This window comes from Methanohalophilus sp. RSK (assembly GCF_003722075.1).
In the GTDB taxonomy this organism is placed as follows: domain Archaea; phylum Halobacteriota; class Methanosarcinia; order Methanosarcinales; family Methanosarcinaceae; genus Methanohalophilus.
The window spans coordinates 26480-48440 of sequence record NZ_RDSK01000012.1 but is presented as its reverse complement, the minus strand read 5'-3'; the positions used below and the strand labels follow the sequence as shown (position 1 = coordinate 48440).

Below are 21961 nucleotides of genomic sequence, written 5' to 3'. Positions count from 1 at the left end.
TTTATTCGATTTTGTCAAACGGATAGGGGGGAACAACTCCATCTGGAATCTTATCCACAAGTTCAAGATATTGTGGCATCTGCATCTGGCAGAATACATCCCCTGATTCAAATCGGGGTGCTTTCTTCATGTTCTTCCAGATGTCTTTTAATTGTTGGTCCTGGATGTTCCCAAAACTGAATGGGATATATGGGCAGGGCTTGACCGACCCGTCCACGCAGATATGCATCCAGCGCTGAGCCGCCATGCAACCCAGCATTTCACCTTCAAAATAACTATTGGTAAATATTCTGGGGCCGGTTTCTGTGGAATTGGCTTCATGGTGCATTTCAAGGACTTTTTCCCTGTCCTCAGATGAGATAATAGGATCTCCCTTTTTTTTCGGAGCACTTTCCCAGATTGAAAATTCGCTCACTCCCATCTCTGTTGCAAGAGCATAGAGTTGTGGGAGTTCATCCATATTTTTCGGGGATGCATGAGTGCACATAGTGACTAATAAACCGGCATCCAGGCCATATTTCATGGCATCTGTGGCCATATCAAATGCTCCATCAAGTTTCCTTACCGCATTATGCTTTTCGGGATCGGTAGAATATATACTGACCAGAAGATTATGGAGCCCGGCTTCCTTTAGTTTTCTTGCCGTCTGCGGATTCATGTCTGTTCCAGGCGTGTACATATTGACAATTGCACGTTCCTTGTCGACATACTCTATCAATTCAAAAATATCTTCCCTGAGCAGAGGGTCTCCTTCTGTAAAAATAATTATGAATGCACCCATATCAAGAGCATCATCTATGGTCTTCTTGACAGTTTCTGTGTCAATATCTTCCTCTCCTCCACTTATAATGCAATGGTCGCAATTACATTTGCATTGTCGTGTGATCTCAAAAGAAACAGTTTCAGGAACCCTTTTTCCCAATGCATGTTGTACTTCAGCGCTCAGGAGCCTTTTGAAAGGACCGCTGGGGATCGGAGGCAGCCAGGTAGAAGCAATTACCCTGTCCGTGCCCATATGTACGGGTTTTTCCTTCCGTAATCTTTCATTAATTTTTTTCAGGATAGGTGAGCAGGCATATTTAAGCTGGCCCCGGGAATTTAACTGTAAAGAGCCGTTTGAATTTTCGAGGTCAATGTTTAGGCCGGGAATCGAAAATACATTGATCCCCTGGCCCTTTTCATCGCCTGACATTGGGGTTTTGCTCCTTAATTATGCCTTTTCTGCAAAGGCCAGGTTTCCACTGATCTTTTTGATCCTGATCTTTAAGACATCGCCCCTGGCAGTACCAGGAACGAAAATGGTGAATTTTGCCATCTTGGCGATTCCGTCTCCCTTGGAACCAACAGCATCAATCTTGACTTCGTATTCCTTCCCTTCTTCAAGAGCGGCTTCGGGAGTGGGTGCAGCGGCTTTTCTCTTTTTGACAGGCCTGTGTGCACCACATGCGGCGCATTTCATCATAAGGACTCTGTCAACCTTCACAAGTTCCGTATCTGGCCTGTTACATTCTGAACATATAACATATTCATCAGCATAGGCATTTATGTTGGACTTGATAGCCTGGACAGGGAACTTCCCCTGGAATATGGCCTTGCCACCTTCGACCTTACCGGCGGTACCCAGTTCCCTTGTGAGGTACTTCATCAGATGATCTGCATCACGGTTAAGGATACTTCTGATCTGTGCAAAATTGTCCAGTACCGTTGTTTTTCCCTCAAAATAAATCTTGGGTTCCGGAATTACAAAACGTTCATCTGTTGTTTCGGTTTCCGGCAGGTTTTCCATTGCCCGGTCAAGCAAGGATTCATAATCTTCCATAAGTGTTCCCTCCTCAAAAGCTGGTTTTATTGTACCAGCTCTGCGCCTTCGTCAACAACAATTCTTATTGGTGTTGGAAGCTTCTGTCCTGCTTTTTTAAGTGCAGCTTTTGCATGCTTGAAGTTCTTCTTATTGACAGAAACAGTGAATATCTTCTGCCCGGCAGAGACCCTTGCTGCAGTACCTACAGCTTTTCCGAATGCTTTTCTCATACCACTGGATACACGGTCTGCACCTGCGCCAGTTGCCTGTTTGTTTTCTCTCAGGACCTCGTGGGGGTAAACTCTTAATTTGAAATGGTAACTGATACGGCCTACTTTGGAGATCATATGCCTGTTAGCTGATATCCTTGCTGCTTCGAGAGCTGTGTGTCTCATCTGACATTTCTCTTCAGATATAAGTGACATCTTGACCTGGAAATCTGCGGTCTTATTTCCCATGTCGTAGTGTATTACCTGGCTTCCCGGAACACCACCCATGTACTTTCTGCGTGTATATGAGCGCTGTTTAATGTTCCTGTACATACTTGCTGGTTTTCTTGTCATGGACTAAAAGCCTCCTTGGAATGATAATGATGTAGAATTATCCCATTCTCGAAAGTTTTGGTTTCTTATTGAGATTTACATATTTTAATGTATTGATGGGATGGTGTACTATCTTATATTGCCCCCCATATTGCCTGGTAGTTTATAAGTCTTATCGGTCATCTGTTGTATTTGTAAAGGGTATGCAGCAGAATTATAATATATGCAGTTTTCTATATGTTCTTTTATGAGCTCCAGCACCAAAGAGCATAAAAAAGGGACTGATAAAGCATATGCCTTTAGCCTTGTAACTATCTCAACTTCTCGTTTTAATACATATGGATCTATAGAATCGCCTTCTGCTGCGGATGATGTCTCGGGGCAACGAATGTCAGATCTTATAGAGGCTGCCCATCACAATGTATTGTGCTACAGTCTTGTGGCAGATAATATCGCAGATATAAGGAACGAAGTCCTGTCAGCGATATTTAATGGAGCCGATGTTGTGATTACGACCGGCGGGACGGGCTTGTCTGCCTCCGATGTGACTATAGAGGCCCTTTGCCCGCTATTTGAAAAGGAACTTGAAGGCTTCGGAGAACTTTTCCGCCTTAAAAGCCTGGATCAGATAGGGTCTGCCACAATATTGAGCAGGGCAACTGCAGGTATCATTCAGGGCTGTGCTGTATTCTGCCTTCCTGGTTCTCCAAAGGCAGTCGAACTTGCAGTTGAGAAAATCGTAATTCCTGAAGCCGGGCATATAGTCAAACATGCAAGATCGTAATAACCGAGGGTATTATCGGGAATAATGTTATTAAGGACTATCCTTATATAGTAAATTAAAATAGAGAGTTCGGCTGGAGTATATGGCATCCTATTCACTGGGCATTGAAGAACTGGATAATATTATCGGGGAAATCCGTGAAGGAAGCAATCTGATGGTAATAGGCCCTCCTATGAGCGGAAAGGAAGATGTTGCATACCATATACTTAAAAACGGTCTCAAAAAGGAAGAATCTTCGGTCATTGTTTCTACAAGAGAACCCGGTGAGCATGTTCTGGAATGGTTCACCTCCTTTGACAAAACCATACCTGTGTCCAATATCGGGATTGTGGACTGTGTAACCAAGACGCTGGGCATGGCGGCTGATGATACTGAGAACATAAAACGTGCTTCTAGTCCTGTGGACCTTACCGGTATAGGTGTTCGAATAAGTCAGTTTTTTGAACAATTCTGGATGAAACGCCAGATTTCTCATAATATCCTCTGTATTAATTCTGTCTCGACTATTCTTATGTACTCTAATATCCAGACGGTATTTCGTTTCATGCACGTGTTCACAGGCAGAATCAAAGCCATAAAAGGTCTGGGTTTATTCGTACTTGAAGACCAGATGCATGACTCCCGCACAATTGCTACCTTAAAACAGCTTTATGATGGTATGATTGAGGTGCAGGAAGATAACGGCAGTCATTACCTACGTGCAGTAGGAATATCTTCAAAACCCACTCCCTGGTTTGAGTATTTGGTGGAAGATGGTTCAATATCCATTCAGGGCATCAAGGAAGACTGAATGCTTTTCTTTAGGTTAGTTATATATACTTCATGCAGGTCCCTATAGGCAGGTGTTATTTGATGGATAAGGATAAAATAAGGAAATTTAGGTCAGAAGCAACTCACCTGAAACCCATTCTTACTCTGGGTAAAAAGGGAATTGATGATGCGGTTGTAACTGAATTGAAAAAACAAATTAAAGCCAATCATCTTGTCAAGGTTAAAATCCTCAAGAGTTTTCCCGGTGAAAGTATGGATTCAATTGCAGAGGAACTGGCCTCTCTCACATCCACTACCCTGATAGATGTGCGTGGAAGGGCGATAGTCCTCTACAGGTAATTAATCCCTTTTATGCCCTGCCAGAATTTCCACATCCTGCATCACAATGAGTTCACCAGGAGCCACTTTCTTGAGTTCAGGCAGGATATTACGCAACTTCTCTTCTTCATCCACGGCCTGTACTATGATGGGGAGGTCCATTCCGAGCCTGAGGATACTTGTTTTGTGGATTACACTGTGTACTCCATATCCCTCGATTCCCCTGATTGCGGTGACACCGGCAACATCTTTTTCAAGCAAGAACTCGATGATGGCCTGATGGGCACTTTTACCTTTGTATGTATCATTTTCACTAAGATAAATTTTCAGTATTTTGGATTGCATATAGTCCCCTTTCTTTATTCAATCTCTTTTTAAATTAAGTTTGCCATTAACTGCCCGAGTCCGGCACCGAGCATGCAGAACATGCAGTTAAGCATTATATTTGTAATAAAACTCCGGTTTGACTGTTGTTCCAGGAGTGCAAATGATTCATAAGTAAAAGTGGAAAAAGTGGTGAATGAACCCAGAATGCCTATATTCAACAGGTAAAGATGCTGCAGGGAATGGGAATATGTAAGATATGAGAGTATTGTTGTACCAATTATGTTTACTGCGAGTGTACCTGTAGGTATATCTGCCTTTCTAGGGATCATTCCCGCGATTATATACCTGAGTGTTGCACCGATAAACCCGCCGATACCAACAAGTAAATAGCCTGCTGGATACACTTCACTCGCCTCCGATGTATATTACCACCCCTCTTGCAAGAAAGATTGCAAATAGGCCGGGTAACAGATTTATCATTATGTTTGCAAACCCGTGTACAGGCTGCATTTGCACAGTCTGTACAATGAATGTGGAGAATGTGGTGAATGCGCCTAAAAACCCGATGCCTGCAAACATTCGGATGTGTGGGGTCAGGTAACCGATATAGTCAGAGTAGAACAGTAACAACCCCAGCAAGAAACTTCCCAGCACGTTCACAACAAATGTTCCATGGGTTCCCTGGATAATGGTGGACGTACCATATCTGCATACAGCTCCCAGGAATCCGCCAGTTCCTAGCAAAAAGAGATTGGTAACATCCCGGTATTCCATGGAATTGTCCCACCATCTTTATTTATCCACCGGAAACAGGGGGGAATATAGCGACTTCATCTTTTTCTGTAATCGCTGAATCTGTACCTTCAAGATGCTGGACATTTTCCCCGTTGATCAGGATGTTTATGTACCCTCTGAGTTTTTTGCCATCCTCAAATATAAGTTCTTCAAGATCCGGGTATTTTGTAATTATTTCATCCAATATCTCAGAAACGGTGTCTCCGTTGACCTCTACTTCGGAAGTTCCGGCCTTTTCCCTGATATTGGCAAACAATCTTACCTTCTTGGCAGCCATAGCTTTTCCCATGTCTGGCTGGTTTATAAAATATTCGTTAAAATTAGTAGTTACATGAAGAATAGTGGTGGGATAGCGCGGATTTGAACCGCAGTCCAAGCGTCCCAAACGCTCGAGGATCGGCCAGGCTACCCTACTATCCCACATGATATAGGGGCATCCCCCCTAAATGCACTTCTCCTAGATATATCTAACTATTGAAGGGCGCAGAAGAGGGTGAAAATTGGTTCAGTTATCCTCTCCTTCCCATCTGGGATATACATCATTATCAATATTCAGAAGATCCAGCACCCGCCCGGCCATGAAATCAATTAAGTCGTCTATTGATTGCGGTTTGTTGTAGAATGCAGGACATGCAGGTAAAACCTGGGTGCCGGATTCCTTGAGTTTGAGCAGGTTTTCCAGATGTATTCGGCTGTAGGGAGTCTCCCGTACCATCAGGATGACATTCCTGCCTTCCTTGAGACACACATCAGCAGCCCTTGTAAGAAGATTGTCGGAGATTCCGTGTGCAATGGAAGCAGCAGTTTTCATGCTACAGGGGGCTATCACCAAAGCATTGTAAGGATGGGATCCGCTTGCTACAGAAGCTGTAAAATCTTTTTCCTCATGCACCTCACAGGCAAGTTTTTCCACCTCTTCGATCTTCCAGTTTGTTTCTATATGTATTATTTGCCTGGCTGCAGAGGTTATTACCAGGTGTGTATAAATTCCCTTTTCTGCAAATATTTCAAGTAACCTGATCCCGTACTGTGCCCCGGAGGCCCCGCTGATTCCCACTACAACTTCCATATTATTCCTCAATTATATCTATAAGTTCGTCAACCATAAGTTCTGCGGTATCGCAGATTTTACTGATCTCATCAGGCTGTATGTTGTTGAAATGTATCCCTACAAGGAAAACAGTATCATTGCCGGTTTTCCTGTTAATGCGGCCTGCCTGTCTGTGTGCAATCTCGTCATCCCTGTGTCCGGGCAGGGTAATGACCGAGGAAGCACCTGAATTGCCCACAGCAACTGCTCCTATATGCTCATCGCCGCCTGTAAGTGTTACAAGCAAACCGTCTCCAATATTGCGCCATTTTAGAGATAGTTTCCTTCCCCCAGTTTCTTTTTCAATAAATTCCACTTATATCCCCTTATATATCCGTTAACTTGTATTGTCGGGTCTGTTTTTTGACCTCGAAAAAATCGTTTGCTATTTTCTTCACCTTGTCCCTGTGTTCCCTGGGGGTATAAACCCCAAGTTTCCAGTTGTCACGGTGTGCTTTTTCAAGAGTTGCTACAAGATGGGAGGCTTTATCAAGGGTCATTTTCTTTCCATTGACCTTGATCAATGCTTTCATCTCCTCTATCCGGGGCAATTTCGGAATATCTATGAGGATTTCTTCTTCATCAATTCCCGCCTCTTCTGCTATTTCTTTTTCTACCCTCTGGATGGCTTTGCGATAGTTCAAAACCTTCTCATCAACGTCATCAAACCCTACGTAGAGGGCACGTTTGTACAGTTTTCTCTCATCAATCCTGTTGATCATCTCACCGGCGTAACCGCCATCCTGGCGCATGGTTTCAAACAGGCGGTAATCATCCATGTCCTGAAGGCTGGAGGGATTGAGTTTCTCCTGCTCTATCAAATATTCGATGCCTCTTGTTATCATTGTTTCTGAAATGCGTGTCACATGATGGAAATATACCGAAGGATGCATTAAAAAACGTGATACAAGCAGGGACTCGGCCGCATTGAGTCCGCCTTCTGTTACAACCAGTTTATCTTCGTAGAATTGCATTTTGTGGATCAGGCGGCTATGATCTACAAGACCGTATGCAACACCTGTGTAATGTGCATCACGAATGAGGTAATCCATACGGTCAACATCAATCTCACTGTTTATTATCTGTCCAAGGGAGGTTTTGCCTAGAATATGGTCTGCGATCCTTGAGATGTTGAGGCCGGCATCGCTGCAAACTTCTGCTATATCCCCTTTGCGCAGCAGGTGTTTTACATCTTCATGCTCCCTGCGGGTATATTTTTTGATGACACCTTCTGTAACGTGTGAAAGGGGGCCGTGTCCTATATCATGCAACATTGCAGCAACCCTGAGTTCATCGATTTCAGATTGCTGTACGGAATCAATTTCTTCCGCAAGGGTCGTAGCCAGGTGATGTGCGCCCAGTGAATGTTCAAAACGAGTATGGTTGGCACCGGGATATACCAGATTAGACAATCCGAGCTGGTGTATCCTCCTGAGACGTTGCATACGGGGTGTATCCATAAGGGATACTGCAAGTTCGTCAAGTTCAACATGACCGTGTACGGGGTCCCTCATGACCTTCATGTTTTTAAATAACCGTTCATATTATAATGATGTTGTGATTTTGGTAGCGAAATGTTGAGGTAATATCATGATAATATTTTCCGGTGGAACCGGTACCCCCAAGCTCCTTGATGGCCTGATGCGGACAATGGACGAAGAAGAAATTACAGTTGTCGTGAATACCGCCGAAGATCTGTGGGTATCAGGTAATCTTGTAACACCGGATATTGATACAGTACTCTACCTTTTTGCCGGTATGATTGACCGGGATAAATGGTGGGGTATAGCAGGTGATACATTCCGCACTTTCAATGCTATGAAGGATTGTGGTTATGATGAGAAGATGATGCTGGGGGACCGGGATCGGGCCACACATATCATGAGATCTGATATGATTCGCAATGGGGCTACCCTTAGTGAAGCAATTGCAAATCTTTGCTCAAGATTTGGTATCAAGGCCAATATACTGCCGATGTCAGATAATCCGGTATCCACCATGATCCGCACACCCCAGGGCTGGATGCATTACCAGGATTTCTGGATTAAGCATAAGGGCAAGCCCGATGTACTTGAAGTTAAGATGGTTGGAATTGGTGAAGCTTCTGTATCCCCTGCTGTAATGGAAAAGCTTCGGGAAGACAGCGATGTCCTGATTGGCCCCAGCAATCCGATAACAAGCATAGGGCCCATCATATCCCTTGATGGAATGCCTGAAATCCTTAAAAGTAAAAATGTGGTTGCAATAAGTCCTATTATCGGGAATGAACCGGTTAGCGGTCCTGCAGGTAAACTTATGAATGCATGTGGTTATGGTATTTCTTCAGATGAAGTTGCAAGGTGCTACCATGACTTTCTGGATGTGTTTGTAACAGATATCCGTGAGCCACAGTTTTGTAATTCTTTTGAAAGTATGGCTTGCAGTGTAGTAAAAACTGATACGATGATGTCTTCTGTAGATATAAGTATACAATTAGCAGGTTATGTAAAGAATCTGTTTGAGTCCCTGCAATAAGTGCGCTTGAAAATTTTAAACATACTTAAAATTCAGAAGCAAAGAGTATATATGTTAATATCTCCTATATTTACTATACCAAAATGCTTGCTTAATGGGGTGGTATGAGCGGGCTGGGGAGTGGGGGTACTAAAAAAGGGATTAAAACCCGCTCATCTATACAACCTAACGCAAGTCTCGTATATACACTTTTCCCTCTGTTTCTATGGCTTAATGTGTTGCTATTGCTTCTACAGGATCCATTTTTGCGGCTCTGCTTGCCGGATATACCCCTGCAATCAGGTTTAGTATGAAAACCGCGATGATGGTTAGTAACACATCATTATATCGTATAACCACCGGTATGGAATCTATGTGGTAAAGTTCAGAGGGCACATCATAGCTGCCGATTGACAGTGCGATTGCGATCCCGGCAATAGTTCCTGTGACAGCCCCGAGAAAACCCAGAATTCCACTTTCAAGGATGAATATGTTCCTTATGCCTGATTTGCCCGTTCCCATGGCCATGAGAATGCCTATCTCCTTTGTTTTTTCCACTACTACCATGTTCAGGGCACTTATGACGCCAAATGATGCTATCAGGAGAATAAAGCCCAGCATGATATTATTGGAAATGGTTTCAATTGCAATGGTCTGTAGGATTTCAGGATTTGTTTCCGTCCATCCTTCTGCAGAATAACCTTTGTCTTCAATTTGCTGTGCAATCTCCCTATCTCGATTGAAGTCATAAAGTTTTATGCTGATACTATTGACAACATCAGATGTTCCGTAGAATGACTGGGCTGTTTGAAGGGAAGTGTAGACCAGTGTGGAATCCAGGGGAGTGTTTGTATCATATATCCCTATGATACGATAAAGATTAGTTTCAGAGCCCGGAAAGGATATTTCTATGGTGTCATCAAGGGTGACCTCAAGTTCATCTGCCAGGTCATCCCCGATTACAATTGTATTGCCTGAAGTAGCCAGGGCGAATAAACTTCCTCCTATTATGTCCTCATTGGTGGATAATACTGCATCTTCGTCACGGGGATTAATTCCTTTTAATAAGACGTTTTTAATATTATCTTCATTGCGTAATACCGCACCTCCTGAAAGGGACGGGGACACTGCTTTGATACCATTAATTTGATACAGTTCACTCTGGAGATTTTTGTATAGGTGGATATATTCACTGTCTTCTTCCGGTGTAACGGTTACATGGGCCATATCATTGACAGTTGATTCATACAATTTATCGGTAAAACCTGCCATGAATGCATTGGACACAACAAGAATCATGACCGCAATTCCTATAGCACCTACGGAAAGTATGGTCTGCCGTTTCCTGTATACAATGTGCCTTAATGCAACAAAAAGCTCAAATTTCAATGGCATGGTTGGATCAATATTTTGTTTTTGTCAGGTATGCCAGAAAAATCAGGACTATTGAAACAAGAGAACCAATTGCAGGTGTAGCATTGGTTTGTTCTTCTTTTTTTTCATTTATTGTGGCAGGTCCAATGTCTTTTTCGACATCAATTATGCTTTCTTTTGATATTATGACTTTTCCGTATTCCCCGATAGCCTCGATTAGCAGTGTATATTCTCCACGATCAAGTTTATTTTCCCAGATTGCCTCTACAGTTTCATCATCTTCTGCAAGCAGGACCGGACATTTTTGGACGATATTTTCTACTGGTTTTCCATTGTTATCAAAAACAGTGAATCTTATTGAACCCCTGAAAGGTACCTGGGACATGCCTGATATCGTAGCACTTGCACCGATCTCATCCTTGTAAATATCGCTGATTTCCACATCTTCTTCTGCCACAAAAGAGCGGCTTTTGAGCAATGATATACTGTAGGGGTCTTTTATACTGATTTTTAGTCTCCCCTGATATACATGTTTATTTTTAAGTACCACGTTCCATTTTTTGTCCAGGGCGATAGGTTGTGTATGCACAGGAATGGCTTTTTCCTCTATTGTGTCTATTACCTTGTTGCCATCCACCAGCATATATTCAATATCTACCAGAGTGGATTTATAAGGAGTTATTATGGCTTCGATTCCAATTGGTGTGGGTGTCAGACTGTCAATTGTTATAGCAGGAAGTATCTGATGGCCATGCACAAACGTTTTTTCCTGTTGGGCAAATACTTCATTCTCGTCTTTGACGATTACCTGTACTTCATAAGCCCCATCGTCCCGTATTGCATTTTCCCAGTAGAATACTCTGGTAAGCGCAGAAGCAGGTGTTAACATTTCTATATCAATTGATTGTGTATCAATGACAACTCCTTCATGTAACAATGATGCTTCTATTGTGAGATTATTATAGGTGGTTTCTGAAATTATCCTGACATCACAGCTCTGCACGTCACTGTAGACTTCCTCAATAGTAATATCGCTTTTTCCAGATGCTGTCCCCGGGATAATTAATAGCAACAATACTGTGGTTACAAAAATATAATACTTAGTTTTCCAGGCCATCCTGTTTTGATTTGTTTTAATGGTATTTAACTTAACAGGCGAGAAATCCCCTTCCATAAGTTAGGGGATGAAAGCCGTGCTACAATAATATAATTGCATAAGTTATTTACATTTATATATTTGTAACTATAAACTACAATCTGGATAGGGTAGCCATTCTTTATATTCATTACAATATCATTTTGTACAATGTGTAAAATATAGAAGAGATACCTTGGTGAATCCTCTTGTAGTTGATTGTTTGAAAAAAACTATATACAATGTAAGTAAAACTTATGAAGTAGATATTCTCAACATTGAGTGTGATAAAGACCATTTTCACATGATATTCAAAGCAAAACAAACATTGGATATACCCAAATATATCAATGCAATCAAAACAATTTCATCAAGAGAGATTAGAAGGAATTTTCCAGAAGTAAAAGAGAAGTTGGGGAAAGATGCATTCTGGTCAAGGTCATATTTTTTGGCTACAACTGGACAGGTTACGCTGGATATGTTGAAAAAATATGTTGATAATCAGGGCAAATAATGCAATTAACAAAAAAATACAAAATTCATCCAACGGAATTACAAAAGAATATGCTTTGGGAGTTATCCAATGCATGTACATATCTTTATAATATTGCATTATCTGAAAGAAAAGACGCATGGAAAAATGAAAAAAAATCCATTTCATATACAAGACAACAAAACTATTTGCCACAATTAAAAAAACAATACTCTGTTGTAGATATTCTTTATTCTAAAACATGTCAGATGGTTTTGCGTAAATTAGATGCCAACTACAAATCATTTTTTGGACTTCACAAAAATGGGGACAAAAAAGCAAGACCACCGAAATTTAGAAGTCGTAAATACTTTTTTACAATAACATATAATCAAAGTGGTTTCAAAGTAGTTGGGAATACCATTCAGTTTTCACATAAAATGAATAATGAAGATTTGATAATTGATATTGGTCATGATGTTTCAAGTTTGAAAATCAAACAAATTGAAATATTCAATGACGATAAAAGGGGTAATGGAGACTTTTTTATTGCCATTACTCATGAACCTGAAATCAATGTGCCTTATGTTCAAAATAATCATTTTCAAGCAATTGATTTAGGGATTACCAAAACGATTACTGCGATAAATGATAAAGGAAAATTTTTTGAAATAACCAATCCACGATATGATTTATATTGGGATTCTAAAATCAGTGCAGTTCAATCAAGACGTGACCATTGCAAAAAATACAGTAAAAAATGGCATCGATTAAACAAAACTATTCGTACTATGGTAAGAAGGAAAAATAATCAGATAAAAGATTGGCAACACAAATTATCTAAATCAATGTTAGAAAATACCAAAGCCAATACAATTATTGTAGGAAAACTCAACGTTAAAAACATGGGTAAATCGAAAAACAAAACGTTGAATCGTTCTACACAAAACAACGGTTATTTATCACGTTTCATCGAATTTCTCACCTATAAAGCAGAACTTATAGGTAAACAAGTAGTTAAAATTGATGAAAGATATACGTCAAAAACATGTTATGTTTGTGGAAAACAACATAATATGCCATTATATAGACGTGATATGACATGTGATTGTGGTAACGTTATTGATAGAGATAGAAACAGTGCTATCAATATCATGATACGTTACCTATCCAATTATGCCACTTGGACAGGCTATGAGCATTTTGCTCATAATCTACGACAAACAGGGTTATTGACGTTTGATGTATCCCAAATGCATCCAATGAATGATATAACAACTCGTAGGAATCTCCATGCGTAAGCGTGGAGTAGTTCAAATATCCTTTCAGAAAATCTTGTAGAAAAATGTTTATATCCATTCAATCACAGTTTTATTAAAAGGGAAAAGTGCAAAAAAGAAATGGTGGGTAATTCTTCATATTTTTATGCTAAAAGGAGGTACAAAATGATCACATCGAATCTAGGTGTTTCTCCGACTTTTATCTTCGATATTATTCCTATGAATCATTCCATATATCCTATCAGTATTTTTCAATCGGAGGGCTGTGACTTTTGAATAACAGGATGATGGTACTGGAAAAAAATCCTCCGCAGGATGCTATAGTCGTGCGAACTGAAAACGTTTGCCGGGATTATGAAGTAGGGGATATGACAATCAAGGTACTCAGTAATGTGAATCTGCTTGTCAGGAAGGGGGAGTTTGTAGCTATCATGGGTCCGTCGGGGTCGGGTAAAAGTACCCTGATGAATATGATCGGATGTCTGGACAGGCCCACCTGTGGTGCAGTTTATATTATGGGAAAGAATGTGAACCGCATCTCCGATAGTGAACTTGCAAAATTGAGAGGAATGGAGATTGGTTTTGTGTTCCAGAGTTTCAATCTGGTTTCACGATTAAGTGCCCTGGAAAACGTGGAACTGCCTACCTATGCCAACAGAAGGCCGGGGGTTGATGTAAGGAGTAAGGCCAGGGAACTACTGGACCTAGTAGGGCTTTCTGAGCGTATGGATTACAAACCTACCGAGTTGTCGGGGGGTCAGTCCCAGAGGGTGGCAATAGCCCGGGCGCTTGTGAATGACCCTTCCATAATACTTGCCGATGAACCCACGGGCAACCTGGATTCAAAAACAGGGGAAGGGATAATGAATATTTTTACAGATCTTCATCGAAAGGGGCGTACGGTCATTATGATCACTCATGACTTACAACTTGCTAATAAATATGCAGACCGGGTAGCTTACTTGAAAGACGGTTTAATTGATGACAGGGTTACTATGCCCAATGCTGCTTAATAGAGGTATAACCATGAAAAAATCCGGATTTTTGATACTTTTTGTATTTTCTTTGTTGCTGATGTTTTCTGCAATAGCTGTGATTCCTGCTACTGCTGCGGAAGATTCATCAAGTTCGACCCTGAGGGTAGATGTACTCAAATATGAACCGTATCCTGCGGATATAGGGGATTATGTATCGGTGTGGGTAAAAGTTGAAAACTACGCCTCTGGAGAAGCTGAGGATGTTTCAATCAAAATAGAACCGGAATATCCTCTCTCTCTGGATTCTGAAACAAATGCAATCCAGAATTTTGGCAGGATTCCTCCCGACCGCACAGCAATCCATGAATACAGGTTGTATGTTGACGAAAATGCTAAAACCGGCACGGGGAGTTTCGATGTGCTTTACCGGGCAGATAGTGATCTTTCATGGGTAAAGGAATCTTTCGATATAAAGGTGGGTTCAAATACTTTTGACAGTAAAGGAACCGTCGAACTATCTAATGTCATCTCAGACCCCCAGGTTTTCATGCCCGGTGATGAGGGTTCCGTAAGTTTTACATTGGAGAATAACGCCCAGTCCAACACCATAGTAATTGATGGTGAAACCTATGATACTTATGCAAGGGTCCAGTCCGCAACCCTTGAGGGAACTGACCTGATAGAAGTAACAAGTCAACCATACGAAGGTAAAGGTGTCCTCGGTCCGGGGGATTCAGTACAGGTAACATATAATGTCGAAGTGGATAAAAATATAGAAGATGGGACTTATTACCTGGACCTTTTGACAATAGGTAACTCACATTCCTTCAACAATAATTGGCGTGTACCGATAGTGGTGGATTCCGATTCACTGGAAGTGATACCTTCAAAGCCTCTTACAATAAAAAATGGGCAGGGTACACTTGAATTTGATGTGGCTAATGTGTATCCGAATGCTCTCTCCTCAGTAGCCGTAAGCCTTGAGGCAGAAGGGGTTAGTTTCTCTCCTTCTAACTATTTCGTGGGTTCAATGGACCCTGATGAACTATTCACTATAGAAATAGATGCCAAATCTGACCAGAAGGAATTTACAGGCACCAAAAATGTTACAATTATTGCCAGTTTCCGTAATGGTCTCAACGAACATGAGTTTGTTGCAGGTGAGCGGTCCCTGAAATTCGAGAAAGTACAGGAAGATAATAATACGGCCATAAGCGTGGCTGCTGTGTTGGGGCTTGTCCTGCTGGTAGTTGCTGTCTATATGTATCGCAGGAAATGGAATCCTAAGGAATGATCGGGTAATCTTGTATGGTCAGGCTTTCAGAGGCGATAAAGTTAGCTTTTGCCAGCATAGGTAGTGCGAAATTGCGCTCTGCCCTGACTACCCTGGGTATTATCATAGGGGTTGCCGCTGTGATTGCCAACATATCCCTGGGGGCCAGTTTCGGGCAGTACTTCGAAGAGGAAATAGGGGCATCGGGTACTAATTTTATCGTTATATTTACCCAGAAAAACAATGTATTCGGAGATTCCCAGTTCAATGTGGTTGAGAATACCAATGGTGTTGCTGCGGTATCCTCTATTAACCAGCAATCAGCGACCCTGAAGTACCAATCAGCGGAGCGTACCGCAACTGTCAGTGGGGTCCTTCCCGATTATGAGGAAGTGGGGAATATAAATATGGAACATGGCCAGTTTCTGACCGGTCAGGACGGAAATGTGGCTGTAATCGGTTCGGATGTGGCCTATGATAAGTTTGACCGGAATCTATCTGTCAAGAATTTCATAAAAGTAAGTATAAGAAATGTGGATGGGGGGATAAGTACACGGACGTTTCGTGTAAAGGGTATCATACAGGACCCGGATGCCTCCTTCGTAGCTCCTGAAGTGGATCCTTCTGGACGTGTTTTTATTCCTCTTGCTGTCATGCAGCAGATGCAGCACAGGGACGATATAGGGGGATTTTTCATTAAGGCGGATTCCCTTGAAATCCTGGATAGGGTTACCGATGATGTGGATGAAAACCTTGCCCGTTCGGTGGGAGTGCCCAGCAGGGATATTGATAACGAGGACGCCAAACCCTATGAAATCTTCAACCAGCAGGATATCCTGGACCAGATAAACCAGCTATCAAGTGCCCTGACATCCATACTGGTTGCTGTTGCGCTTATATCCCTTATTGTGGGTTCTATAGGTATCATGAATATTATGCTTGTGACGGTTACCGAAAGAACAAAAGAGATCGGGCTGATGAAGGCTCTGGGTTACAATTATTTTGATATATTGACCCTTTTTATCGTGGAATCTGTTATGATCAGTCTTTTTGGGGGTATCCTTGGAGTATTGCTGGGTCTGGCGGCTTCAATGGCGGTGAACAGTTATCTTGATATTGCTAATATTTTCCCGATCAGTCTCATACTGCTGGGCTTTGGCATCTCATTTGCCGTTGGTCTGATCTCGGGTGTTTACCCAGCCAACAAAGCCGCAAAAATGGATCCTGTGGAGGCATTGCACTATGAGTGAGGTGGACAGAAGATGTTGAATTTCAAGGAAGCTTTGCGGCTTTCCCTGGGAAGCATCAGCGGTTCCAAGATGCGTTCCACCCTCACGACCCTTGGCATCATCATAGGTGTTGCTGCCGTTATTGCCAATGTGTCTCTGGGTGCCAGCCTCAACCAGTTCTTCGTAGAGGAACTGGGTACGCAGGGATCGAATTTTATTGTCATTTACAGTCAGGACATCGATATTTTCTATGACAACCAGCTGGAAGTTGTACGTAGTGTACCGGGAATAGAGGGTGTATCCGGCATCCGGCAGCAGCTTGCCAGTGTGACCTATCTCTCTACAGTGCGCCAAATTGATATACAGGGCTGTTCGGCGGATTATAAGCAAATTGGGAACATACAGTTTGCGGAAGGCACTTTTCTCAGTGACAAGGATAAGTACGTTGCAGTGCTGGGTTCGGATGTGGCTTATGAGAAATTCGACCAGAAAGTATCCAATCATAATTCCATTGATGTTGAGTTTGTACGCAGGGACGGAACAAAAGTTTCCCGCTCTTTCAAGGTTATCGGGATCATTGACAGTCCCAAGACAACTTTCATCCAGAGCGGGGCAGAATCCGATGTGCGGATTTTCATTCCGATAGACACAATGAATGACATGCTGGGCCTTGAGGATTATGGGGGCATCTCCGCAACCGTTGACGAATCCCGTTCAGTGAGGGAGGTTTCGGATGAAGTGGATCGCAGGCTTGCCAGAAGTCTCGGCGTTTCGGAGAGAGAACTGGATAATGAGGATGTGAAACCCTATTCAATCTTCAACCAGGCGGATATCCTGGATAACCTGAATCAGCTTTCCAGTGCCCTGACAACCCTCTTGACCTCTGTAGCACTGATTGCCCTGCTTGTGGGTTCGATAGGTATTATGAATATTATGCTTGTTAGCGTGACTGAAAGGACAAAGGAAGTGGGTTTGCTCAAGTCCCTGGGCTTTACCCGTGTGAATATACTGACCCTGTTCCTCATAGAATCGGTGGTCCTGAGTGTCATCGGGGGCGTGCTGGGTACAGTTTTAGGAGTTGCTGCTTCCTATGGTGTAAGTTACTTTTTGGATTTACCTTATATTTTCCCATTCTATCTCATAGTTGTGGGTTTCCTGATTGCCCTGGTCATAGGATTGGTTGCGGGTCTCTATCCTGCCAACAAGGCCTCGAAACTCGATCCCGTGGAAGCCCTGCGGACCCAGTGATAAAGGTTCGAATAGGTCCGCAGCTTAAAAAATAAATATATAATGTAAGCGCCATGTATTCACATGGAGATGGTTACTTGAAGATTAACACTTATGCAGGAGCAGGCTTGCTTTTGATTGCCTTTTTCGTTGTGGTGGCCGCAGTTGTCCTTTCCCTGGGGTGTGCGGATGATGGTGGTACAGGTGTGAATGAAAGTGTGGATGCCCACACGTTGAACGACGGTATGGAATTATCCGGCCAGTGGGACGGCAGCACAGTGAATGCTTCCACCGGGGATTCCTTCTCAATACGCCTGGAGGAAAACCCTTCAACAGGGTATCAGTGGAACCTGACAACCTCCGATGGCATCAAAATCGTAGAAGATGAGTTTGAGCCGCCGGCAAATGAGGATGTTGTGGGTGCAGCAGGTTTCCATATATGGACCTTCAGGATAATGGAAAACGGAAAACAGCAGATTGATGCCATCTACAAGCGTCCCTGGGAAAACGTCACGGGTGAGGAAGACACTTTCAGCCTGACACTGGAAGTTGATGGCGATGATGTTGAGTATATCTACGGCACAGCCAATGTGGATAACATAGAAATTCTGGTCATGGAATCCTTCCCGGTCCAGATCAGTGTCCAGGCCACCGGCTACCTGTCGGATGGTTGTACCGTGATAGATGAGGCCAATATCACAACTGAAAAAACAGGGAACACTTTCAATATAGATATCCCGACCAAACGCCCTAAGGATGCCATGTGTACCCAGGCCCTCGTGCCCTTCGAGATCAACGTACCCCTTGATGTCTATGGTCTGGAGAAGGGTAACTACACCGTGGATGTGAATGGTGTGCAGGATTCCTTTGAATTGCAGACCGATAATGTGTTTGAGTGAGGATGGATGATCTGGATGCCGGACTCCTATTGCGGGGTCTGGCATTATTTTTAATGGGTTTTTTGTGGAGTTTAAAAAGTAAAATTTACTTTCATATTGTTTATCAGATAACTCAACATCTGGCTGCCATCATTAAACGTGAGTTTGTATTCCATAGACTTAACTACTACCTCATGATAGGATGCCCTTCTGCAATGAGGGCAATTTGTCCGAATAAACATTTTACTCATCAGTCGAAATTTGGTAGTTTATTGTCATAATAAAAATATTAAGTATATAGTAAGCCGAGTGAAAGTAAAAAAGGAAAGAGTGGATTTATAGAGCAGTTCATATTCAAAATATCACAATCATTTTAAAGCAAGCGTTCTATTTAATTTCAATGTCTTCTGGAATAATGGAGCAATACCAAAAGTATTGTGTAATTCGAGATTTTGCTCGTAAAAACAACATTATAGATCTGTCTGGTTGTTCTTTTTTGTGCCCTACATGTTTGCTTCCTTTGATCAATTTCATAAATAACAACCCTGATATGGAATACGTTTCAGCGCCCTATAATGTAGAAAAATACATGTCAATCGTTGATAAAAAGGGATATTCTGAAAATGCAACATATGTTCCACCAATATATTTGCCACAAAAATATTCAGAAGCAGAAGAGGTAATTGAAATATTACGTAAGCATCATAATAACGGTATTGACTATGGTGGACAAGATGCTTTTAATTATATGATTGGTGAACTAATAGACAACATTTACCAACATTCACAATTCGAAAATGCAAGTATAATGGCACAACGCTATGAGAAACTGGGATTTGTTGAAATTACGATTTATGACGATGGATTGTCGATACCCTTTTGTTTTGAAAAACACGATATTCCAATACAAAATGACTGTCAGGCAATAGAAGAGGCCATGAAGGGCCGTTCCACAAAAAGTGATGAAAGAGGATATGGCTTAGCCACGACTACAAACCTTTATGTGAATGGTTGTAATGCCCAATTTTTTATAGTTTCCAGAAATGGAGCCTGGCATAAATCAAAAATAGATGAAACATTTTATAACACAGAAGGATTATATACTTTTAGTGGTACTTTAGTGTCCTTAAGGATACCTTATCCGATAAGTAAAGTAAACATTTATGATTATATTGCATGAATAAGAGGTTATGATAATGAATATGCTGGAAGCAGAACGGATTAACATCAAGGATAAATTGAGTGCACATTTATCTCTTAGGGATTCTGCAAATCAGTTCTTTGATGAACTTAAACAAACAAATGATGCGGGCAATATAACAATCGATTTTAAGGATGTTCAGAGTATCAGCCGATCTTTTGCACAACAATTCCTTTATAGATTGGAAAATTCGGATAAAGAATACACCTGCATAAACAAACCCCGAAAAGTAGAAATGATGTTCAAAACTGTCAAAAATAAAGGGGATAAACCAGTTGTAGTAAACTCCGATGAAAGCAGTGTGGTTAATTTATCCTCTGCTTTGCATTAATCACTTTCACTTTTTTAATATAAGGTATAAGTAGATTTTGAATTTATCCATTATTTCCAATAGTAATCTCAATAGAGAGATTGTCGGAAAAGCCCATATTCAAGAAAATTATAACATATTCATTAAATACAGTGCAACACAGCATAGCGTTTTACTTTCAGCCATTGCTTGAAATGTTTCGATTTCACCACTTTTCCGACAGTCTCAAAATCATTCAAAAATAGTCTGAGCGCCGGGGTTGGGATTCGAACCCAAGCACCCCGTTAGGGGAAACAGGTCTCGAGCCTGCCGCGTTTGGACTCCGCGGCAACTTTGTAAGCCGTTGGATTAGTCCGCTCTGCCACCCCGGCACAATGTGCTTGGCTTGAAGGAGTTTATGGCTTAAAAAGGTATCGAAGGGCGCAATTATTAGAAATCAAAGAGGCTTTTCTGGTTCTTTGCCTCTGGTGTCGGGTCATCGGGGTCGGCTTTATGGGAACTGGATTTTGTGTTTGCTTTCAAATTGTCGGGCAGCTCTATCCAGCCGTATTTGCCCCCTCCGCCGGGGTGCAGGACCACGTCCTCATTCCTGAAGGCCTCGATGCTTCTCACAATCCGGGGGTCCACGAAATCCAGCTGTGAGATGTCGGCCTCCAGCAACACAGCGGTCTCACTGCCGAAACGCTCCACCAGAGCCTTCCAGGCAGTGGTCACACCCTTTGTATTGATGCTTGCATGACCCAGGGCCATCATGATAATCTCTGCCAGGGGTATCAGGTGCAGGTAATCCGGACGGTGGGAAGGATGTGTCGGGGTATCATGGTTGGCCAGTTCGTTCACCCGGTCTGCCACTCCTTTCTTGATCTGGCCACCACAAACCCGGCAATTCCAGTCCAGGTTCATTGCTTCTTCCCTCGGGTAATGCCGGTAACACCTGATACAGGCCGACTCGTTGTACTTGCCTTCCTGCGGGAAGAAACCCACATTGAGCACACAGCCATACCCCTCTTTCCTCAGGATTGCCTTTTCCACACCTTCAAAGGATACCTCAGGGACTTCCAGGCGGTTGAATTCCCGGGCCAGTTTGTTGGACCAGGGGGAATGGGCATCCGAATTTGAAAGGAATGTCAGATCCTGCAGTTCTTCTATCCTGTCCGCATAATCACTGTCAGCGCTCAGGCCCAGTTCCAGGAAGGCAATACTATCGGTCATATCCCCGTAGCAACTTTCCAGGCTGTCATGGTAGGCATACATGGCAGTCCAGGGGGTAAACGCATGACAGGGGCCGATGAGGGCTCCGACATCGGCTGCAATCTCTGCGATCTGGCCTCCGTCCAGTTTCAGAGTTGGCCTGCCGTCAACGGCGAGGTCCCCGTATCCGGCCATCTTTTCTGCCAGTTCCTCTGCTTTGGATATGGAGGGAACCAGCAGCAGATGGTGTACCCGGTTTTTGTCCTCAATCTCAGTTGTAAGAATAAAAGAAGTATCATCAATGGCGACCGTCTCGTCATCCTGTGCATATCCCTTGATCTCACAAAGCCATCTGGGATGTATGCAATCTCCTGTTGCCACAAGATTGATTCCCTTTTTAGCGGCTTCCCGGGCCATTACCGGCAGTTCCATCTTTGGGGAACAGGCCATGGAATATTTGGAATGCAGGTGCAGGTCGGCATTGATCAACATG

General features: G+C 42.5%; 25 protein-coding genes, 2 tRNA genes and 1 pseudogene. 13 read left to right on the top strand and 15 right to left on the bottom strand.

Going from position 1 to position 21961, the window contains the following annotated elements; all coding sequences use genetic code 11:
- Position 1: 1 nt before the first annotated feature.
- Genes EFE42_RS04865 through EFE42_RS04855 form a run of 3 tightly spaced genes read right to left on the bottom strand, consistent with a single transcriptional unit; the run spans position 2 to position 2364 of the window.
- Complete coding sequence (locus EFE42_RS04865; protein WP_123136190.1) at positions 2-1192, bottom strand: radical SAM/SPASM domain-containing protein; 1191 nt, start codon at positions 1190-1192, stop codon at positions 2-4.
- A gap of 18 nt (positions 1193-1210) precedes the next feature.
- Positions 1211-1819: a translation initiation factor IF-2 subunit beta gene (locus tag EFE42_RS04860; protein WP_123136189.1), complete on the bottom strand. Its 609-nt coding sequence runs from the start codon at positions 1817-1819 to the stop codon at positions 1211-1213.
- A gap of 26 nt (positions 1820-1845) precedes the next feature.
- Positions 1846-2364, bottom strand: coding sequence for a 50S ribosomal protein L16 (locus EFE42_RS04855; RefSeq protein WP_123136188.1), 519 nt, complete (start codon positions 2362-2364; stop codon positions 1846-1848).
- Positions 2365-2590: 226 nt separating this feature from the next.
- On the opposite strand from EFE42_RS04855, the gene EFE42_RS04850 reads away from it, so the two are divergent.
- The 3 genes from EFE42_RS04850 to EFE42_RS04840 all read left to right on the top strand — a co-directional run bounded on the left by EFE42_RS04850 (position 2591) and on the right by EFE42_RS04840 (position 4237).
- The gene (locus EFE42_RS04850) at positions 2591-3127 is read left to right on the top strand and encodes a molybdenum cofactor biosynthesis protein B (protein ID WP_123136387.1); all 537 of its coding nucleotides are present in this window, start codon (positions 2591-2593) and stop codon (positions 3125-3127) included.
- Between the two features lie 82 nt (positions 3128-3209).
- On the top strand, positions 3210-3917 hold the full coding sequence (locus EFE42_RS04845) for an ATPase domain-containing protein (RefSeq protein ID WP_123136187.1): 708 nt from the start codon (positions 3210-3212) through the stop codon (positions 3915-3917).
- Between the two features lie 62 nt (positions 3918-3979).
- Complete coding sequence (locus EFE42_RS04840; protein WP_072360618.1) at positions 3980-4237, top strand: YhbY family RNA-binding protein; 258 nt, start codon at positions 3980-3982, stop codon at positions 4235-4237.
- Here the strand turns inward: EFE42_RS04840 and EFE42_RS04835 are convergent, their stop codons facing one another.
- The 8 genes from EFE42_RS04835 to EFE42_RS04800 form a co-directional block, all read right to left on the bottom strand.
- The gene (locus EFE42_RS04835; protein ID WP_123136186.1) at positions 4238-4561 is read right to left on the bottom strand and encodes a DUF190 domain-containing protein; all 324 of its coding nucleotides are present in this window, start codon (positions 4559-4561) and stop codon (positions 4238-4240) included.
- Positions 4562-4590: 29 nt separating this feature from the next.
- The gene (locus EFE42_RS04830) at positions 4591-4947 is read right to left on the bottom strand and encodes a CrcB family protein (protein ID WP_123136185.1); all 357 of its coding nucleotides are present in this window, start codon (positions 4945-4947) and stop codon (positions 4591-4593) included.
- A gap of 1 nt (position 4948) precedes the next feature.
- Positions 4949-5317: a fluoride efflux transporter CrcB gene (gene crcB, locus EFE42_RS04825; RefSeq protein ID WP_123136184.1), complete on the bottom strand. Its 369-nt coding sequence runs from the start codon at positions 5315-5317 to the stop codon at positions 4949-4951.
- Between the two features lie 22 nt (positions 5318-5339).
- A complete protein-coding gene (locus tag EFE42_RS04820) occupies positions 5340-5615 on the bottom strand; it encodes a ubiquitin-like small modifier protein 1 (RefSeq protein WP_123136183.1) in 276 nt (91 codons plus the stop codon).
- A gap of 65 nt (positions 5616-5680) precedes the next feature.
- Positions 5681-5758 (bottom strand) — tRNA-Pro (locus EFE42_RS04815).
- 85 nt (positions 5759-5843) lie between these two features.
- Positions 5844-6407, bottom strand: coding sequence for a UbiX family flavin prenyltransferase (locus EFE42_RS04810; protein ID WP_123136182.1), 564 nt, complete (start codon positions 6405-6407; stop codon positions 5844-5846).
- A 1-nt stretch (position 6408) separates the two neighbouring features.
- Positions 6409-6744 (bottom strand): hypothetical protein, encoded by a 336-nt coding sequence (locus EFE42_RS04805; protein WP_123136181.1) that lies wholly within the window; start codon positions 6742-6744, stop codon positions 6409-6411.
- Positions 6745-6754: 10 nt separating this feature from the next.
- Positions 6755-7951 (bottom strand): HD domain-containing protein, encoded by a 1197-nt coding sequence (locus tag EFE42_RS04800; RefSeq protein WP_123136180.1) that lies wholly within the window; start codon positions 7949-7951, stop codon positions 6755-6757.
- A 67-nt stretch (positions 7952-8018) separates the two neighbouring features.
- Between EFE42_RS04800 and cofD the strand changes: the two genes are divergently transcribed.
- Positions 8019-8942: a 2-phospho-L-lactate transferase gene (cofD, locus tag EFE42_RS04795; protein ID WP_123136179.1), complete on the top strand. Its 924-nt coding sequence runs from the start codon at positions 8019-8021 to the stop codon at positions 8940-8942.
- Positions 8943-9152: 210 nt separating this feature from the next.
- Here the strand turns inward: cofD and EFE42_RS04790 are convergent, their stop codons facing one another.
- Positions 9153-10316 carry an ABC transporter permease gene (locus EFE42_RS04790; protein ID WP_123136178.1) on the bottom strand — a complete coding sequence of 388 codons (1164 nt, stop codon included), beginning with the start codon at positions 10314-10316 and terminating at the stop codon, positions 9153-9155.
- Between the two features lie 7 nt (positions 10317-10323).
- Entirely contained in the window at positions 10324-11367 is a 1044-nt protein-coding gene (locus EFE42_RS04785; protein WP_158599193.1) for a hypothetical protein, read from the bottom strand.
- A 256-nt stretch (positions 11368-11623) separates the two neighbouring features.
- On the opposite strand from EFE42_RS04785, the pseudogene tnpA reads away from it, so the two are divergent.
- The 9 genes and pseudogenes from tnpA to EFE42_RS04735 form a co-directional block, all read left to right on the top strand.
- Positions 11624-11944: pseudogene (gene tnpA, locus EFE42_RS04780) on the top strand (IS200/IS605 family transposase); the annotation flags it as partial.
- Positions 11944-13203, top strand: coding sequence for an RNA-guided endonuclease TnpB family protein (locus EFE42_RS04775; protein ID WP_123136176.1), 1260 nt, complete (start codon positions 11944-11946; stop codon positions 13201-13203). The pseudogene tnpA and the gene EFE42_RS04775, both read left to right, overlap by 1 nt.
- A gap of 263 nt (positions 13204-13466) precedes the next feature.
- Positions 13467-14195: an ABC transporter ATP-binding protein gene (locus tag EFE42_RS04770; RefSeq protein ID WP_370448667.1), complete on the top strand. Its 729-nt coding sequence runs from the start codon at positions 13467-13469 to the stop codon at positions 14193-14195.
- Between the two features lie 13 nt (positions 14196-14208).
- Positions 14209-15453, top strand: a complete 1245-nt coding sequence (locus EFE42_RS04765; protein WP_123136175.1) for a COG1361 S-layer family protein — start codon at positions 14209-14211, stop codon at positions 15451-15453.
- 14 nt (positions 15454-15467) lie between these two features.
- A complete protein-coding gene (locus EFE42_RS04760) occupies positions 15468-16682 on the top strand; it encodes an ABC transporter permease (RefSeq protein WP_123136174.1) in 1215 nt (404 codons plus the stop codon).
- Positions 16683-16694: 12 nt separating this feature from the next.
- Positions 16695-17909 carry an ABC transporter permease gene (locus EFE42_RS04755; protein WP_123136173.1) on the top strand — a complete coding sequence of 405 codons (1215 nt, stop codon included), beginning with the start codon at positions 16695-16697 and terminating at the stop codon, positions 17907-17909.
- A gap of 77 nt (positions 17910-17986) precedes the next feature.
- Positions 17987-18787, top strand: a complete 801-nt coding sequence (locus EFE42_RS04750; protein ID WP_158599192.1) for a protease inhibitor I42 family protein — start codon at positions 17987-17989, stop codon at positions 18785-18787.
- Between the two features lie 379 nt (positions 18788-19166).
- Positions 19167-19946: a hypothetical protein gene (locus tag EFE42_RS04740; protein ID WP_148039252.1), complete on the top strand. Its 780-nt coding sequence runs from the start codon at positions 19167-19169 to the stop codon at positions 19944-19946.
- Positions 19947-19962: 16 nt separating this feature from the next.
- Positions 19963-20298, top strand: a complete 336-nt coding sequence (locus EFE42_RS04735) for a hypothetical protein (protein ID WP_123136169.1) — start codon at positions 19963-19965, stop codon at positions 20296-20298.
- A 230-nt stretch (positions 20299-20528) separates the two neighbouring features.
- On the opposite strand, the gene EFE42_RS10485 is transcribed toward EFE42_RS04735, so the two are convergent.
- Both EFE42_RS10485 and EFE42_RS04730 read right to left on the bottom strand, forming a co-directional pair.
- Positions 20529-20648: transfer RNA gene (locus EFE42_RS10485), tRNA-Ser, on the bottom strand.
- 58 nt (positions 20649-20706) lie between these two features.
- Positions 20707-21960 (bottom strand): TIGR00375 family protein, encoded by a 1254-nt coding sequence (locus EFE42_RS04730; RefSeq protein ID WP_123136168.1) that lies wholly within the window; start codon positions 21958-21960, stop codon positions 20707-20709.
- Position 21961: the final 1 nt, after the last annotated feature.